The sequence below is a fragment of the Bacillus sp. FSL W7-1354 genome, from assembly GCF_038002405.1.
Taxonomy (GTDB): domain Bacteria; phylum Bacillota; class Bacilli; order Bacillales; family Bacillaceae; genus Bacillus; species Bacillus paralicheniformis.
Genome location: NZ_JBBOCL010000001.1, coordinates 3,684,695 through 3,701,953, shown reverse-complemented (window position 1 = coordinate 3,701,953; position 17,259 = coordinate 3,684,695). Strand labels below are relative to the sequence as shown.

The window sequence follows — 17,259 nt, the reverse complement described above, 5'->3', positions numbered from 1 at the left end:
AAACGCCGCTCCCGATCAGGAACGGCGTTTGTTTCTGTATGATATTTTATTCAACGACCCGTCTGACAACTCCGCTGAAGGCTTTCTTCCAATACGGGTTGCTCATAGAATCGACGGATACCCCGCGTGAGCTGTTATCGTTCAAGAATGTTCCATTGCCAAGATAAATACCCACGTGGCCGTTCGTTTTGTATGTGTCAAAGAAGACCAAGTCTCCACGCTTCATTTCAGACGCGCTCACAGCTCGTCCTTTGCCGACAAGCGTGCTTGTTGTCGCACCGAATCCAAGCTCTACGCCTGCTGATGCATAAGCCCAGCGTACGAATGATGAGCAGTCGAAACGACGGTTGTCGATATCAGCTTGAGAACGTCCGCCTCCCCATACGTACGGAGATCTGCCGACGATGCTTGAACCTGTGCTGATGGCAGCTTCAATCGCGTTTCCATTGCTGCTTACAACAGAACCGGAAGAGTAGTTTCTTGACGGGCTGCTGCTTTTCTTGCTGCTTGAAGAACCGCTGTTGGACGATCCGTTGGATTTGCTGACTGAACCTGAGGTTGAGTTTGATGAAGATCCTGAGTCAGACTTTTCAGCCGTCGCAGATTCTTCTTTCGCTTTTGCTGCTGCAGCCACTGCAGCTCTTTCTTCTTTAAGTTTTTGTTCAAGAGCGGCTTCTTCTTTTGTCAGTGAGCCCGCTTCTTTTTTCAGATCGCTCAGCTCTGATTCTGCTGCCGCCTGTTTCGTTTGCAGCTGCTTAGAAAGGTTCGCCTGTTCTTTCAGCTGTTTATCAAGATCCGATTTAAGCGTTTTTAAATCGGCTAAAGTTTTTTGGATTTCATCCAGTTTTGTATTTAAGTCAGACATTGCTTTTTCAAGCTTGTTTTTATCTTTCTCCTGCTCGTCAAGCAGGTCTTTATCCGCGTCAACAATTGTTGAAACAGCCGTTGCACGAGTGATAAAATCTCCGAAGCTTTGTGCGCCCAGAAGGACATTCAGATAGTTTTGGGATCCGCCGTTTTCCTGCAGGCTGCGCACGCGATTTTTAATCACTTTTGAACGCTCTTCAATCCGCTTTTCAGTTTCTTTGATTTCTTTTTTCAGAGCTTCCACTTCTTTTTTGGTTTTTTTGTTTTCTTTTTCTTTGTCTTCGATTTTGTTGCTTGTTTCAAGTGCTTTTTTATCAAGCTCTTGGATTTTGGCTTCAAGCTTTTTCTGCTCGTCTTGCAGCTTGGCGATTTCTTTCCGTTTGCCCTCGATGCCTGAATTCACTTCAGAACGCTTTTGCTGAATTTCTTGTTTTTGCTGAGAGGTTTCTGCCGATGCCGTGTTGTTCATAAAGGGGGTAAATAGACTAGCTGTTCCGAGAATCGACGCTAAACCAAAAGTATAAACCTTTTTTTTCACTTTCTACTCCTCTTTCCTTTATGTATTCTTGTTTTTTCATTATGTAAATTCGCTTGAACATTATTAAAAAATGAATCTTATGACCTATGATTAATATATCCGTTACCGATGTACAGACGTTATTATACCATCTATTTTCGACAATAGGCGTCAATTTATATTACATTTATATTTCGTTTTTGTTTCAGCAGTGTCATGTTTTGACTCATCTTGTTTTAACTCTCGTATTCTCTTCGATTTGACCCTTCCTGCTGTTTTTCATATGCTTGTCTTACTGAAAAGGAAGGCCGGTGACAAATGATGCAGCTCAGTGTTCTTGACCAAGTTCCAATATCAAAAGGCTCAGATGCGTATTCAGCCTTGAAGCATTCTGCAGAGCTGGCAGAGCTCGCGGATCAATGGGGGTACAAAAGGTATTGGTTTGCCGAGCATCACAGCACACGCGGACTTGCCAGTACCGCTCCCGAAATCATGATCGCACACATTGCGGCAAAAACTGCAAACATTCGCGTCGGTTCGGGCGGTGTTCTGCTTCCTCAATACAGTCCCTTTAAAGTGGCTGAAAGCTTTCGGCAGCTTGAAGCCCTTTATCCCGGGAGGATTGACCTGGGGATCGGCCGCTCTCCGGGAGGCACAGCCAAAACGAGGCTGGCGCTGACAGACGGGGTTCATAAAAGCCTGGACGAATTCCCGAGACAGCTTCAAGACTTGTTGGGCTTTTTGACTGATTCCGTCCCTTCCGGACACGATTATTTCGGAATCAAAGCGGCCCCTTTGACGGATTCGCCGCCGGAGGTGTGGCTTTTAGGGCTTGGAGAAAACAGCGCGAAATTGGCCGGTGACATGGGAGCGGGATACGTATTCGGACATTTCATCAATTCCGCAAGAGGGAGGAACGCCTTTCAATTATATCGGGAAAGCTTTCGGCCTTCTCCTTTCTTTAAGCGCCCCCAATCTTTGGCCGCCGTTTTCGTCGTTTGTGCGGAATCCGATGAAAAAGCTGAAGAGCTTTGCTTGAGCCAGGATTTATGGCTTCTAAGAGTTGAAAAAGGATTGGACAGTCTTGTCCCAAGCATTGAGGAGGCAAGATCTGCCGCTTACACCGCTGCCGATAAAAAAAAGCTTGCCCACAACCGCAGCCGTATGGTGATCGGGTCTCCTCGAACGGTCAAAAGAAAACTGCTCGAGCTCTCTGACCGATATCAAACAGATGAGTTTATGGTTTTGACGAACGTTTACCGGTTTGAAGATAAGAAGCAGTCTTACGAAAGACTTGCAGAGTTATTTTGATCAAAAAACATCCCTTTTCAAAATCCGTTGAAAAGGGATGTTTTTATTAAAACGTATTATAGACATTCTCACACTCTTCCGCTGTCGGCTCATAAAAACAATGCGCTTTAAAGCGGCCGACATGCGGCTGATTATACCACTGTGCGGGACACGCCCCTGCCGGTCTGAAATACCACAAACTGAACTTTGCCGGCCAGAGCCGCTCTCCGTTGATCGCCCTGCGCGCCAAGCGCCTTTCGCTTTCCCGTGCCCTTTGATAGAAATAACCGTGCGTCACGGCTTCAAACGCATGCGGCTGATGGATCATCTGCGGAATGGTGCGAAGTCCCACAAAGTCGGAACAGTTTGCCCTGATGCGGTTGATTCCGACATTTCCGACCATCAGCATTCCTTGCACACCTTCACCTTCAGCCTCCGCTCTCAAAAGTCTGGCCAAAAGATTGATATCTTTAGAAGAAGCCTTAACTACTGCCATTTTAGTCACCCCCATGATGTCGTCACCTTTATCATATTCTGTTTCATTTAGGTGATGACGATTTCGGGATTTATCTTTGACATTCCCCATGAAAGAAAGCTATTCTTCTATTATCAGAACCCGAGAAAAAACAAAGGGGAGCGGAGGGATCGGATTGTCAGTATTGAAAAGCCCTGAATGGGTATACAAACGATTAAGGGAAAATCCGGACCAAACGGTTATTGTCGATGTGAGGTTTCATTTGACAAAACCGGACGAAGGCCGGAAAACGTATACGAAAAGCCATGTGCCGAGAGCCGTTTACATTGATTTAAAAGAGGATCTGTCGCGTAATGCGGAAGTGCACGGCGGCAGACATCCGCTTCAAGACCCTGACCGTCTGGCCGCAAAGCTTGGGAAAATCGGCATTGACCGGGAAACAGATGTCATTGTTTATGATGACAGCGGCGGCATGTTTGCAGCGCGCTTTTGGTGGCAGCTTCACTACCTCGGGCATGACAGCGTCTATATTATGGATGGGGGGCTGTCCAACTGGATCAAATCGGGCTATGCGATGACCGCCGAGGTTCCCCGTCCTATCCAGCGCGAGTTTAAGCCGGCGCTCAGAGAAAACGAACTCCTTGATGCCGGAGACGTGCTGAAGCGAATCGGCAGAAAAGGCTCCATCCTGATTGATGCGCGTGATCCTTCCCGATACACAGGGGAAAACGAGCCACTCGATCACCGGGCCGGCCATATTCCCGGAGCCAAAAACTTTTTTTGGAAAGGCAATCTGACCGAAAGCGGATTATGGAAAAGCAAAGAACAACTCAGACAGCACTATGCTGTTTTAGACCCGGACAGTGAAATTGTCGTCTATTGCGGATCGGGCGTATCAGCCTGCCCAAATGTGCTCGGCCTGAAAGAAGCCGGATTTGAAAATGTGAAGCTGTATGCCGGCAGCTGGAGCGATTGGATCAGCTACCCCGACCATCCGATCTCCACTGGGACAGAGGACGACACCTGATCTTACAAGAGACGGCGGCCGGGGGCCTTTGTGCCTTAGCCAGCCGCCGTTTATTACATGTTTTTGCTCATAAACGCCTTTCCGTCATGGGCATCGATAAAGTATGGGTAGACCGGCCGGTAAATAAGCCTGTAGAAGTCATCCTTTTCCCGACTGTAATCCCTTTCCCATTGCAGCTTCACATCAAATGCCGCTGCAAAAACCGCTTTCGCTTCTTCCTCTGAAATAGATGGCGAAGGACTCAGATCGGCCAGCGCTTCCGGCTCGATTTCCGGACCGTTATAACCGACGACCCTGCCGGTTGTCCGACTGATACTGATATTGGCAGAGCCAAGCCTTAACGGCACCTCTTTGTATTGAAGATCAAATTGAAAAAAAGCGTTTTGCCTGTCCCCGTCATTTTCCGCCGGATGCATTCGAAAAAGCTGATCTGCGCCGGGATAAAGCTTGTACAAAAATTGCAGCGCCCGTTTCAAGCAGTCTTCCACGCTCAAGGAAAGGTGTCCTTCTGATTTGATGAAAGAAGCTACCCCTTTGAGCTTCCCTGACTTTTTATCTTTCATGATTTTCAACGTATTTTTGTTCCATGTTTCGAAGTAGCCGGCTATACTCCGGTCTCTTGGCTCAGGATCGTTTCCCAGGCGCCATACCGTTCCAATTGACTCTCCCATATCGGTTTCACGGATTTTCCGCATCGAAGGAGTATAGCCGATCATATCATCGATATCAGCATGACGGTCAGCCTCAGGCAGCAAAGGGAGAGGCAATGTTTCCTCCTCTTCCTCTTCATCCGCCGCAGGCTTCATATGGCATTTTTCCGTGATATCAGCAGGATAGCTGAAAAACGGCAAGTCTGCTTCGTAAATGAGATGCGGGCGATCATCTCCCCCTTCATAAAGCTCACTGCGGACTTTTTCGACCGCCAATTCGAATTGAATATGTTTAAGATAATCGGCTGTCACCGATTCCTTATCAGCGATCTGCTTTGGAATGGAGAAAGAGCTTGTTCCACCGTTATAGCGAAACTCCATCACTTCTCCGTTCTTGGCGACCTTGACGTAAAAGCCTGTTTGCGGCAGCGGAAGATCAAGGACAGTCTGAACATACGTAAAACGGACGAATTGTTCTGTTTCCTTCTTTTCATGGTAAACAAATTCATGAGACGCACTCGGGTAATGCTGTTCTGTAAACTGAAGGGCGATTTTCAGCAGCCTTTCCTCTGGAAGAGATTCCTCGACCGCCGGTTCATACTCTTTTGTCAAACTGATTAAGCGGCCGTGATGATCTAACTCTACCGATATGTCCTGATCCGGCTCTTCAATATCCTTCCAGACGAAAAAAACCGGCCTCTCTTTTTCGTCCTTTTCTCCGTAATCTTCGATCATGAGCTGATAATGTGAGGGAACCTTACTGATGGACTGCGCTTTTTGTTTTAACTGTTCACGAACCAAATCCTGTCTACCTCTCTTTCATTTTCGTCTCCTTATGTATACGAAATATACCATTAATCGTTTCATGAAAATTGAGATAATTGGATTTAAATGGTGAACTTACATGGCGATTTTAACCTTATGCTAAAATATCTCATTCCTTTTGGTACGCCTTCCATCTCAAAAATGCCTTTGCGGATCAGCTCTAAAATGCGGTACTCGATGAATTCATCTCCGATGTTCTCCTTCAGATGGCCAATGACTTCGCCGATCAGGCGGGGACAGTTGATAAAGGTATTGGTTGAACGGTTTTTTTGAAGCTGTGCGAGCTTGCCGATGATGAACGAATCATAAAAGTCTTCTTTCACGCTTTTAATTCTGCCGTCTTCCCATACTCGCAACACGCTTGTCTGCTGAGACAGCGCTGTCCATTCCTCCGCAAGGCCCCGTCTTTCAGCGGCTGTCAAAGCCGACTGATCCCCTTGTTCATAAATGAATCTCAGTTTTTCATCATTCAATTCACCAGAACTTCGGGTATAGGGAAAGTACTTCGACGTATTCAGATGGAAAACAGCCAGGTTCATTTGCCGAAGGATATGATGTACAAATCTCAGGCCCGTTTGTTCGTGTGCATGATCGCCCGTCCACATAAAGACGGAGGCTTGCTCCTGAATACAGCTTAATGCAGAAACCGCATCTTCAAAACGGCTGTATATCTCTCCAAGCTCGTGAAATCGGTCATTGAGATATGTTTTCAACCATTCATAACGATTGACCCTGCCTTCTTTAATTTCCAGGTTTTGAAGCGGCCCGATGGAAAATAATTCAGGAAGGACGATCAGACTCTTTTCCTGGGTTCCTCCCGACTGTTTGAGCATCATGTTGATACTGCCGCCGACAGATTCGCCGAAGGCAATGTGAACGACATTGTTTTGCATTATAATCTCCTTGTTAGTTAAGTTGTAATAGCATTAAAGCTATTAAACTCATCTTTTTAACTATTATATACAAAAACAGGATATAAAAGGTGACGCAATAAAAAACCCCCATTCCGCCATTCGAAAAAGGCAGAACGGGAGCTGAAAAATGCACTTGCTATTCCAGCTGTGACGGGTAAAGCGTCATACCGCCGTCAACGAACAAAGTCGCGCCCGTTACATAGGCGGCTTCTTTCGACACAAGCCATGCCGCTGCGGAAGCCACTTGTTCAGGCTCGCCAAATTCGTTCATCGGTATCTTTTTCAGCTGTGCCGACTTGTGGCTTCCCTCCAAGTCTTCATTGCTTTCGGTTGCGATCGTTCCCGGCGCGATCGAATTGACGCGGATTCCTTTGTCCGCATAATCAAGGGCAAGCGTTTCTGTCAAAAGCTTCATTCCGCCTTTTGAAGCGGAGTAATGAACATTTTTCGGCCTCGGAATTTGCTGATGAACGCTTGATATATTGAGTATGCTCCCTTTCATGTGGCGGTCCGCCATATATCTTAAGGCTTCCCGTGCGCCGAGAAACGTACCGGTTAAATTAACGTCGATCACTTTCTGCCATTCACCAAGTTCAAGTTCGTGCGGGAGGGCTTCTGCGCCGTTAAATCCTGAATTATTGACCATGACATCAAGTGAGCCGAAATGTTCAACTGCTGATTTAATCAGCTTTTTTATATCCTCTTCAGAAGACACGTCAGCTTCTACCGCAAGGGCGTTTCCGCCCGCTGCTTGAATATTGTCGACGGCTTCCCGTGCGCCTCCGGGATCGCTGCGATAATTGACAACCACATTCATCTTTTCTTTTCCAAACCGTTCTGCAACCGCCTTGCCTATACCTTTTGAAGAACCGGTCACAATTGCTGTTTTTCCTTTTAAATCACTGTACAACTTAAACCCCCCTCAATTTCTTTTCTTCATGTACATTACCCGGTATCAATATGATCAAACAAAATGTGAATACATGCCTCTAGTATGATCTTTTTTAAACATATGGAAAATTCAGAATTATTTTGTTAATATCTAACTTGAACTTACAACAAAATAAGGAAGTGATACGATTTGGTTAGTAAAAAGAGTGTTAAACGAGGTTTGATCACAGGTCTCATTGGTATTTCTATTTATTCTTTAGGTATCCACCCGGCCCAAGCCGCACCATCGCCTCATTCTCCTGTTTCAAGCGATCCTTCATACAAAGCGGAAACATCGGTTACCTATGATCCAAACATGAAAAGCGATCAATACGGCTCGTATTCAAAGGCATTTACAGGCACCGGCAAAGTGAATGAAACAAAGGAAAAAACGGCAAAAGAGTCCTCCGCCAAAGCTCCTTACAGCATTAAATCGGTGATTGGTTCTGATGATCGGACAAGGGTGACCAACACAAGCGCATATCCGTACAGAGCGATCGTTCATATTTCAAGCAGCATCGGTTCGTGCACCGGATGGATGATCGGTCCGAAAACCGTCGCAACAGCCGGACATTGCATCTATGACACATCAAGCGGTTCATTTGCCGGGACAGCTACTGTTTCGCCGGGACGGAACGGGACAAGCTACCCTTACGGCTCTGTTAAATCGACGCGCTACTTTATTCCGTCAGGATGGAGAAGCGGTAACACCAATTACGATTACGGTGCAATCGAACTAAGCGAACCAATCGGCAATACTGTCGGATACTTCGGATACTCGTACACCACTTCATCACTTGTCGGGACAACTGTTACTATCAGCGGTTATCCAGGCGATAAAACAACAGGCACACAATGGCAGCATTCAGGACCGATTGCCATCTCCGAAACGTATAAATTGCAGTATGCAATGGACACGTACGGAGGCCAGAGCGGTTCACCGGTATTCGAACAAAGCAGTTCAAGAACGAACTGCAGCGGTCCATGCTCGCTTGCCGTCCACACAAATGGAGTATACGGCGGCTCTTCGTACAACAGAGGCACCCGGATTACAAAAGAAGTGTTTGACAATTTGAGCAACTGGAAAAACAGCGCCCAATAACACACGAAGACAGCCCGCCTCCTTTTGGAACGGGCTGTTATATCTAACGGCTGCACACTTACTTCACTTTAAGCCTGTACTTTTTTCCATCTATTGATATCGTGAAATTTGAAGGGCCGCTGATCGGCAAATAATAAACAAGCTGAAACTCCGCCGCCTCACCAGGTTTAATCGTTTTCCAGCTTGATAGAGTCACTCCGATGCGGTGGAAATCTCCCGTCAGTCCGCCAATGTTCGGTCCCGTATGCCCTTTAGCAATCACTTCAACTTGATCGCCGCTCCAGCTTCCAAACCGAGGGGAAGTGGATGTCGGCACATCAAATTCGATAACAGAACCTCCCGTAATCGTGACATCGCTGTTATTGATCAGCTTCATTACCGGGTGGATCGGGTAATTTTGATCTCCTAATGGAAAGTTCGTCAGCTCTATGTCTACATCCAATGATTCATCAGGAAAAGGCGATGTGCTGAGCCGGTTATCGTATGGTGTTGTATCCGAGAATTTGTGATACAGCGTGCTCGTTAAAGTATTGCCAATATCGTATTCTCCTTTATTGCCGTTTCGTTCGGGATACCAGTCATAATCACCGCTCAAATCCCAAAACATGACACCCCCGATTCCTTTATCAACGACATAATCCGCCTTCGTTTTGATCGATTCCTCATCCTCTGTCGATAGAAACACTTTCTTTTCTGGATTCCAAAGCCAAGGCGCTGCCAGCCCCGCGTCATAATGCCTTTGATAAGCGCCTGTCAAATCAGCCTTGCTCAATCCATACCTTTCCAGATAAGAACCGGCAATGCCCTTTTCAAGGTTTTTGGCGTGCCACATCGGGTTTGCCCCTGCTCCAATTTCATTCCCCTGCTCATCTTTATCGTGCCAAATATTATCGATTCCAGTTGCTCCGTCACCGCATTGCCTGAGTCCCTGAGGACAATCTGCGCTTTTGGATGTTCCCCACAGCCCGTTTACTCCGCCGTTCACATTCTTCCAGCCTCTCGTATAATAAGGAACACCGATATTGATTCGCCCCGATTCCATAGCTCCTCTAAAATAATGGTAAGCCCAGTCCGTATTTAAATATCCGATCCCTTCGTATTCCGGCGTAGTATATATGTTGGAATGCTTGAGTTCGGCATCTTCGCCGTTATCGAATAAAGAAGCGTTCGGTCCGACAAACTCATTCCAGGCTCCATGAAGATCATAGGACATGATATTGACATAATCGACATATCGAAGCGGCTTAAACGTTTCCATCCCTCTCAGTAAATATGCCGATGATGGCGCTGCAATGGTCAGCATGTAGTACTTTCCATCTTCAGCGGACGCTTGATCAAGCTTTTCTCTTAATATTTTCATCAATGCCTCAAAGCTTTTATTTAACCCGTTGCGCCGCGGATTGGCGATGTTCCAATCTGCAGGATTTCCTGCATCCTGCATTGATGTAGGGTACTCATAGTCAATATCGATTCCATCGATCTCGTATTTTCTGAGAAACGCAACGACCGACTCCGCAAAGGTGTGAATACCCTTGTGGTTTACAGATCCGTCTCCATTCGTTGTCATCGAATAAAAGCCGCCGCTTGGAATCCGCTTCCCGTCCCTGTCAACATAACCGCCGGTTTCGGCCCAACCGCCGACAGCCGCCAAAACTTTTACATTCGGGTATTTCTCTTTATATTGATGGATAAGGTTAAAATGCCCCTTATACGGCAAGGTTTGATCCATTTTTACATCGGAATGCTCCGGCCAGGTCATCCCGATGGACGGGTTGTTCTCATCTGTCTCATCTCCGACTGAAATCCGATGATCTTCCCCGATGTGGGCAAACGCATAATTAATGTGGCTCAAGTACTTCCAGGGGATATCATTTACTAAATAACGATCTTGATTGCCTTTTCCAGTACGCCAGCTTGTAAAGTACCCGATGATTCTCCGGTCTAACTGATTGGCAAGCTTTTCACGGCCGTCCCGGTCGTATACATCGCAGTACGGCACATGTTCAACGTCTGAGTCCCAAAGCCCTTCCGGACGGCAGTCCGGTTGTTCATTTGAAGTCTCTGCAGAAATGTGCCGGTTCGGGATAAAAAGCGCAAGGAGCAGCACACAGGATAAAATAGATGAAGCGGCTATCTTCATGTTTATTCAGACTCCTTTGTCCATAAAGAGAGACGTGAGAAGCTTTTTCCCAAATCTCTCTTTATCGTTTTCTATCCATTTGACTTTCTGTTATTCGCAGCCTCCGACCAGCCGCCATACGCCCCATTCACCGGATTGATCCGGCCGGTCGCCTTTCGTCCACCATTTCGCTTCATACACTTTTCCATTAAATGCAACCCGCTCTCCGCCCGTGTATGCGTTCGTCTCTTTCCATTCGTCATATGAACATGCCTGGTCAGAATTCGTCGTGACCTTTACTGTTGGTCCGGTATGGAGTTCTCCATCGGCATCCTTTGCTGAAACTGTAAATGAGTAGGCCATACCCGGCTTCAAGTTGCCGATTTCCGCTGATGTTTCTTTTACAGATATCGACCGGTTTTCAAATGACACGACATATTCCGTAATGTTTGCTCCGCTGCTCGGCGCATCCCAAGCCAGGTTGACACTTGTAGCAGTTTTTCCGGTTACACGCACATTCACAGGTGCCGATGAAGGCGGCTCCGGATTGCCTCCGTCCGGTGCAAAATCTAAATCGGCTGCCAATTTATTGAGAAGCGTCCGATTGGAATCGCCGCTGAAATCCCAGAACATCGCTCCGCTTAATCCGTTTGCTTTAATAAAATCCGTTTTGTGGCCGAATGATTGTTCATCATCATAAGTGATGAAATTGCCATTTTCCGCGTTATACAAAAACGGCACTTTCGCTTGATCGTTCCAATACCTTTTATAGCCGTTTTGATTTACATAATTCTTTTCAAGATCTGAAAAGTCGAATACTCCATTTTCCCATGTCCCTTCTTTCGCCGGTCCGCACTTCTGATATTCTCCGTGGCCGCCGGACTCACAACCGCTCCAGCCCCTTCCGTAGAACGGTGTTCCAAGCACTAATTTGTCCCCTTTGACACCGGCTTCCTTATAGCGTTTCACAGTGTTTTCAATGTTGTAGGTCTCAGCATTTGGAACGCCTGCTTCTTTTGCTTTTGGATCATAGAACAGCGGCGCATTATGGGCGCTTATGCTTTGCCATCCGCCATTAAAGTCATAGGTCATGATGTTAATCCAATCCACGGTTTGAGCAATTTTATCAAGCTCAGTGTTGCTCACATACTCCGGACTTGCGCCGGATGCGATCGTCAGCAAGTATTCCTTGCCGTCCTTTGCTTCTGCAGCATCAAGTTTTTTACGCACCTCTTGCAGGAGCAGCGTGTAATTTCTTTTATCTTCCGGCCGTGTACTATTCCCCGGCAATCCTCCGCTGACCGGGTATTCCCAGTCAAGATCGACCCCGTCAAACCCGTATTTCCTTAAAAATTCAACGGCCGAAGCGGCGAAATTCCCCCTTGCCACAGGATCTGCCGCGACATCTGAAAAGCGGTTAGACCAAGTCCATCCGCCGACCGATATGAACGTTTTCAAATGAGGGTGGCTCTTTTTCAGCTTCAGCAATTGTTTAAAGTTGCCGCGGATCGGTTCATCCCAGACATCCCCGGGATTTGACTTTTGTGCGTCAATCCAGGGATCGCCCATTACGATTGTTCCATTTGGCGCGTCGATCACTCCGTTTTCATCCTGACATGACCATGTTTGGGGATTGGGGCCTGTCGGATCGGGGTTCCCGTGCCTTCCTTCCCAGCAAATATCAGCAAAAGCATAATTAATGTGGCTGACTTTTGAAACGTCCATATCCCAAACTTGAAAATTCCTTCCGTAAGCACCCCATGATGGATAGTAGCCGATGATTTTATAGTTTTTTCCGGAATCGGCCTTTGCAACTTCCCCATTTACAAATGACAAGCTCAGCAACATGACAAAAATGAAAGAAAAAACGAAAAACTTTTTGCTTTTGTTGACCAACACGATGTTCATCTCCTTTTCATCCAATTTTTTTGACAAACCATGAAACTAGAAATCTCCTATTCCTCACCGCCTTTTTTGTTTGTTTTATATTTTTCCTTGTCATCTAATAGCTGCAGCTGCACAGAAGCCAACAAGGGAAAACGCTTACATAAATGAGATTGACATCATGATTTCATTAAAATTTCGGGTGTGTTCGTTTGGAAAAGCTGGTTGTGCTGAGGGTGAAACACGTATAGATGTCTATACATTTGCGTATAAAAGAAGACTTTTTAATGGCGAAGGGTTGCTGAATTTGTTATGACAAATCTATATTAATCAGAATTTTCTGAACTGTCAACTTGAAGACATTGACTACACAACCGCCGCTTTCTACTCCATTTAAGGAATAGAAGCGGCGCCTCTAGCCTCTTCATAGACTAGCGTAAGACGTAAGACGAATATCCGGACATTGTTGCAAAGCCGATTTAAGAGAAGGTTCCGTCAGCAGTGAAAGTTCATATACCCGAGGATAATGGAAAGACGATTTTTCAAGCAGACATTTATCGACGTAAGCCGGATGGCACATCACTTCAATCACTGCTGCGTCTTGATAATCACGAAGGATGCTCGAAAGATCCTTCAATCGATCGACTTTCAGCTCAAAAGCATCGTTCGACTTACACCCTTCCACAGTGAAGGATGATCATGATTGACCTTTCTGCATGGCAGGTCATACTCTTTCGCAAGCTTTACAAACACCTCAGGGAGATTTCCGTATGTATGAATATGATGATGGCTGTCGATATGTGTCGGATTTAAACCGAAAGACAAAGCTTTCTCTATTTGCGCTTTCCACTCTCGGTATACTTCATCAAGGTCAATGTCGAAGAAACCCTGGTAGTACAAAAGCTTGCGAAAATTCCCTTCTTCATCCGTTATCGTATGCAGTCCGCCGAGAATCGGGCGCCCGGCCGTCAATGCCAAGTGGACGCCGACTCCGAGTTCACGATTTTGCCGTGCGAGTTCGACGGCATGCTCCGCTTCTTGCATATTGACCATGAGCGTAGTCGATGTGAGCACCCCGTGCTGGAAAGCTTCAATGATTCCAAGGTTGACTCCCCTTGAAAATCCAAAATCATCCGCATTTATGATTAGAGATTTCACCTTTCATTCCCCCTTTGTTCATAATCACGTTCAATGAAGAACTCAACACGGTCACCGCGAAAATAGGCCATAGAATACTCGACGACTTCTTCCGACGCCAAAAATGTTTGCGTCGATATCTGGAAGCAAGGTGTGCCTTGTGTAATATTTAAATGTTGTGCAATCTCCTCATCAGAAATCACAATTTTGATTTGTTCCTCTGTTCTTTTTATGTTGTTTCCTTGCCTGCTGATGCACTGGTAAAGTGAAATATTCGCCATTTCTTCCGTTACTTCGGGGACGAGATCCGTTCTGATATAGGCTGTTTCAAACTGGATTTCTTCATCGTCCGCATAGCGGATTCTTTTGATTTGATAGACCATTTGTTCAGCGTCGATTCCGAGGAGGGTTTGGATTTTTTCAGACGGCTTTATTTTTTGCAAATCAACAACTTTGATTTTCGGTTTAAAGCCTTGAGCCTTCAATTGCTCTGCATAACGGAGGCTGCTGGAGCTCAAGATCTGCTTTACTTTTCCTTTGGCGACAAATGTCCCTTTTCCCTGCTTTCGGTAAATGGCCCCTTCCATAAGCAAATGATTCAGCGCGGTCCGCAGCGTCGTCCGGCTGACATCATACAGTTTGCAAAACTCGGACTCCGTCGGCAGCAGGCTGCCAGGCGGATAATAACCGCTTTCAATCTTATCTACAATATCTTGTTTAATTTGACTGTGGAGCTGTGGTTGTTTCGCCATACATGTTCTCCTTTGGGGTGTGTTCGTAATTATAGAATAACACAAAAGGTTCCTAAAAAAAACAATTTGTCATAACAAATATGTATGGACAAATTTGTTATGACATGTTAAGTTTCAATTGTGTGAAGCGCTTTCATATAAAGAGAATGAAGGAGGGGGATTATGGCGCTGAAAGTAGTTGTTATAGGCGGAGGGTCCAGCTACACACCGGAAATTATTGAAGGCATCATCAAACGGCAGCATCAATTTCCGGTGAATGAGATTGCACTTGTTGATATCGAGGAGGGCAAAGAAAAACTTCGCATCGTCTCAGAACTCGCGAAGCGAATGATCAGGCATGCGGGGGTTCCCATCGAACTGAGCCATACAATAGATCGGGCAGAAGCGTTGCAAGGTGCCGATTTCGTCACGGTTCAAATCAGAGTCGGCGGACTGAAGGCGAGAGCTTTAGACGAAAAAATTCCGCTCAGCCACGGCCTAATCGGGCAGGAAACAAACGGAGCCGGCGGTATGTTTAAAGCTTTCCGCACAATTCCTGTCATGCTGGATATCGCTCGCGATATCCAAAAGATTTGTCCCGAAGCATGGCTGATCAACTTTACCAATCCGGCCGGCATCGTGACGGAAGCTTTGCTGAAGCACGGACCTCATCAAAAGGTCGTCGGGGTATGCAATATTCCTTACAACATGAAAAATAGCATTGCAGAAATATTCGGCGTGGATGTGAACCGCGTCATGATTGAATTCGCAGGCCTCAACCATTTTGTTTTCGGAAAAAGGGTATGGATCGACGGCATCGACCGGACGGAAGAGACGATTGAGCATCTGTTGAATGATCACCTCGGCTACTCGCCCTCCAATATTGCGGCGTTGCCGTGGAATCGCCAATTTCTGCGGTCTTTACGTATGCTTCCGAGCCCGTACCATCAGTACTATTATCAACATGAAGATGCGCTCGCAAAAGATATCGAAGCGTACAATAACAACGGAACACGAGCGGAAACCGTCATGGAAGTGGAGCGGCAGCTGTTTGAGAAATACAAAGACGCCGAGATCCATGAGAAGCCTAAAGAACTGGAAGGCCGCGGCGGGGCTTACTATAGTGAATCAGCCTGCTCATTAATGAACTCGCTTTATCATCATTCAATGGATATTCAGACCGTGAACACACTGAATAAAGGAAGCATACCAGACCTTCCCGATGATGCGGTGATCGAAGTCAACAGTGTCATTACAAAAAGCGGACCGATTCCTCTGACCGTCGGAAAACTGCCTGCTGCCATTTGCGGGCCGATCTGCCTGATGAAAAAATTTGAACAATTAGTGATTGAAGCTGCGGTCACCGGCGACTACAATACGGCATATTCAGCCATGATCACCAATCCGTTGGTCTCCTCTGATCACAAAGCTCAAAAGGTACTGGATGAAATGCTCGAGGCGCATAAACGTTACCTCCCGCAATTTTTTGAGGAGGTCTGTGAACATGAAACAAAATAAAATGATGGCATTCATCGAAGCAAACATCATGCCGATCGCCGGAAAGATCGGTTCCCAAAGACACCTGATTGCAATACGCGACGGATTCATCGCCATTATGCCTCTTATTATCATCGGTTCCCTCGCCATCCTGGTTAATAATTTTCCAATACCGGCGTTTCAAAACTTTATGACCGGCCTGTTCGGAGAGGGATGGACTGCTGTCGGCGGGGCGATATGGAATGGCTCTTTTGCTCTGTTGAGCCTTTTAGCCGTTGCGGCTGTCAGCTTTAAGCTGGCCGAGTCCTATCACACAGATGGCCTGTCTGCCGCCTTAATCGGGATTGGCGCATTCGCCGTGCTTACGCCGACCACTGAAGACTTTGGCTTTTCAATGACTTGGCTGGGAGCACAAGGCCTGTTCGTCGGCTTAATCGTGGCTTTGCTGTCGACGGAAGTCTTCCGGCTGTTTTCACAAAATGAGAAATGGAAAATCAAAATGCCTGAAGGAGTGCCTGACGGCGTCACAAAATCCTTGAATGCTCTATTGCCGGCTGCCGTCATCTTATCCACTGCCGGGCTATGTAATGCTCTGATTGTTCATTATTCGGGACAAAGCATCCATGAGCTTGTTTTCAGCACGATTCAAGAGCCGCTTCAAGGTCTTTCCAACACGGTTGGGTCAGCCTTGATTTTCACTTTCTTGAATCATTTGCTCTGGTTCTTTGGATTGCATGGAACAAATATCCTCGGGCCGATCATGGAATCCGTCTACCTCCCGCTTATTCAGGAAAATCAACACTTATTCTCGCAAGGAATGAGCGCTTTTGAAGTGCCGTATATTGTGACAAAGCCTTTCTTCGATTCTTACGTATTTATGGGGGGATCGGGAACGACATTGGCTCTGCTTGCCGGCATTTTAATTGCCGTGAAATCGAAGCACTACAAAACGATCGGGAAGGTGTCTCTCGCACCCGGCCTTTTTAACATCAATGAGCCCGTTCTGTTCGGACTTCCTATTGTATTAAACCCGATCATGTTCATTCCGTTTATCTTGATTCCATTAATTTTAACGATTACGTCATATGTCGCTTTGGCTTCCGGTCTCGTCCCGAAAACTGTCGCGATCCTTCCGTGGACAACGCCGCCGATTGTCAGCGGGTATCTCGTCACCGGAGGATCAGTCCGGGGAGTCTTATTGCAAATCTTCAACCTGGTGCTAGCCACCCTGCTCTACCTCCCGTTTATAAAAGCAGCAGAACGTTCCGCCTTGCACCAGACAGAAAACGAATAA

General features: G+C 46.5%; 15 protein-coding genes. 5 read left to right on the top strand and 10 right to left on the bottom strand.

Annotation, left to right across the window (positions count from 1 at the left end; genetic code table 11):
- Window positions 1-46: 46 nt before the first annotated feature.
- Window positions 47-1,405: a C40 family peptidase gene (locus tag MKZ04_RS18850; RefSeq protein WP_103750337.1), complete on the bottom strand. Its 1,359-nt coding sequence runs from the start codon at window positions 1,403-1,405 to the stop codon at window positions 47-49.
- 297 nt (window positions 1,406-1,702) lie between these two features.
- Here MKZ04_RS18850 and MKZ04_RS18845 point away from each other — a divergent pair, with 297 nt between their 5' ends.
- Window positions 1,703-2,695 carry an LLM class flavin-dependent oxidoreductase gene (locus MKZ04_RS18845; protein ID WP_223254832.1) on the top strand — a complete coding sequence of 331 codons (993 nt, stop codon included), beginning with the start codon at window positions 1,703-1,705 and terminating at the stop codon, window positions 2,693-2,695.
- Window positions 2,696-2,741: 46 nt separating this feature from the next.
- Here MKZ04_RS18845 and MKZ04_RS18840 read toward each other — a convergent pair whose 3' ends face one another.
- Window positions 2,742-3,170 (bottom strand): cell wall hydrolase, encoded by a 429-nt coding sequence (locus MKZ04_RS18840; RefSeq protein ID WP_023857795.1) that lies wholly within the window; start codon window positions 3,168-3,170, stop codon window positions 2,742-2,744.
- 154 nt (window positions 3,171-3,324) lie between these two features.
- Between MKZ04_RS18840 and MKZ04_RS18835 the strand changes: the two genes are divergently transcribed.
- Window positions 3,325-4,176, top strand: coding sequence for a sulfurtransferase (locus MKZ04_RS18835; RefSeq protein WP_035339249.1), 852 nt, complete (start codon window positions 3,325-3,327; stop codon window positions 4,174-4,176).
- A 53-nt stretch (window positions 4,177-4,229) separates the two neighbouring features.
- Here the strand turns inward: MKZ04_RS18835 and MKZ04_RS18830 are convergent, their stop codons facing one another.
- The 3 genes from MKZ04_RS18830 to MKZ04_RS18820 form a co-directional block, all read right to left on the bottom strand.
- The gene (locus MKZ04_RS18830; protein WP_079289379.1) at window positions 4,230-5,627 is read right to left on the bottom strand and encodes a YcdB/YcdC domain-containing protein; all 1,398 of its coding nucleotides are present in this window, start codon (window positions 5,625-5,627) and stop codon (window positions 4,230-4,232) included.
- A gap of 86 nt (window positions 5,628-5,713) precedes the next feature.
- Window positions 5,714-6,544: a DUF1835 domain-containing protein gene (locus MKZ04_RS18825; RefSeq protein WP_341046701.1), complete on the bottom strand. Its 831-nt coding sequence runs from the start codon at window positions 6,542-6,544 to the stop codon at window positions 5,714-5,716.
- Window positions 6,545-6,701: 157 nt separating this feature from the next.
- Window positions 6,702-7,475: a glucose 1-dehydrogenase gene (locus tag MKZ04_RS18820; RefSeq protein ID WP_039073164.1), complete on the bottom strand. Its 774-nt coding sequence runs from the start codon at window positions 7,473-7,475 to the stop codon at window positions 6,702-6,704.
- Between the two features lie 171 nt (window positions 7,476-7,646).
- Here MKZ04_RS18820 and MKZ04_RS18815 point away from each other — a divergent pair, with 171 nt between their 5' ends.
- Window positions 7,647-8,597: a trypsin-like serine peptidase gene (locus MKZ04_RS18815; RefSeq protein WP_023857791.1), complete on the top strand. Its 951-nt coding sequence runs from the start codon at window positions 7,647-7,649 to the stop codon at window positions 8,595-8,597.
- Window positions 8,598-8,655: 58 nt separating this feature from the next.
- Here the strand turns inward: MKZ04_RS18815 and MKZ04_RS18810 are convergent, their stop codons facing one another.
- From MKZ04_RS18810 to MKZ04_RS18790, 5 genes are all read right to left on the bottom strand, one after another.
- On the bottom strand, window positions 8,656-10,737 hold the full coding sequence (locus MKZ04_RS18810) for a glycosyl hydrolase family 18 protein (protein WP_341046698.1): 2,082 nt from the start codon (window positions 10,735-10,737) through the stop codon (window positions 8,656-8,658).
- Window positions 10,738-10,827: 90 nt separating this feature from the next.
- On the bottom strand, window positions 10,828-12,624 hold the full coding sequence (locus tag MKZ04_RS18805) for a glycosyl hydrolase family 18 protein (protein WP_206761293.1): 1,797 nt from the start codon (window positions 12,622-12,624) through the stop codon (window positions 10,828-10,830).
- A 400-nt stretch (window positions 12,625-13,024) separates the two neighbouring features.
- Window positions 13,025-13,285, bottom strand: coding sequence for a ChbG/HpnK family deacetylase (locus MKZ04_RS18800; RefSeq protein ID WP_341046694.1), 261 nt, complete (start codon window positions 13,283-13,285; stop codon window positions 13,025-13,027).
- On the bottom strand, window positions 13,249-13,758 hold the full coding sequence (locus MKZ04_RS18795) for a carbohydrate deacetylase (protein ID WP_341046693.1): 510 nt from the start codon (window positions 13,756-13,758) through the stop codon (window positions 13,249-13,251). The genes MKZ04_RS18800 and MKZ04_RS18795 overlap by 37 nt, the downstream gene beginning before the upstream one ends.
- Window positions 13,755-14,489: a GntR family transcriptional regulator gene (locus MKZ04_RS18790; protein WP_020450047.1), complete on the bottom strand. Its 735-nt coding sequence runs from the start codon at window positions 14,487-14,489 to the stop codon at window positions 13,755-13,757. Before MKZ04_RS18790 ends, MKZ04_RS18795 begins: the two co-directional genes overlap by 4 nt.
- Before the next feature lie 162 nt (window positions 14,490-14,651).
- Between MKZ04_RS18790 and MKZ04_RS18785 the strand changes: the two genes are divergently transcribed.
- Together MKZ04_RS18785 and celB are read left to right on the top strand one after the other, a co-directional pair.
- Window positions 14,652-15,986 carry a 6-phospho-beta-glucosidase gene (locus MKZ04_RS18785; protein WP_026580483.1) on the top strand — a complete coding sequence of 445 codons (1,335 nt, stop codon included), beginning with the start codon at window positions 14,652-14,654 and terminating at the stop codon, window positions 15,984-15,986.
- A complete protein-coding gene (celB, locus tag MKZ04_RS18780) occupies window positions 15,973-17,259 on the top strand; it encodes a PTS cellobiose transporter subunit IIC (RefSeq protein ID WP_020450045.1) in 1,287 nt (428 codons plus the stop codon). Before MKZ04_RS18785 ends, celB begins: the two co-directional genes overlap by 14 nt.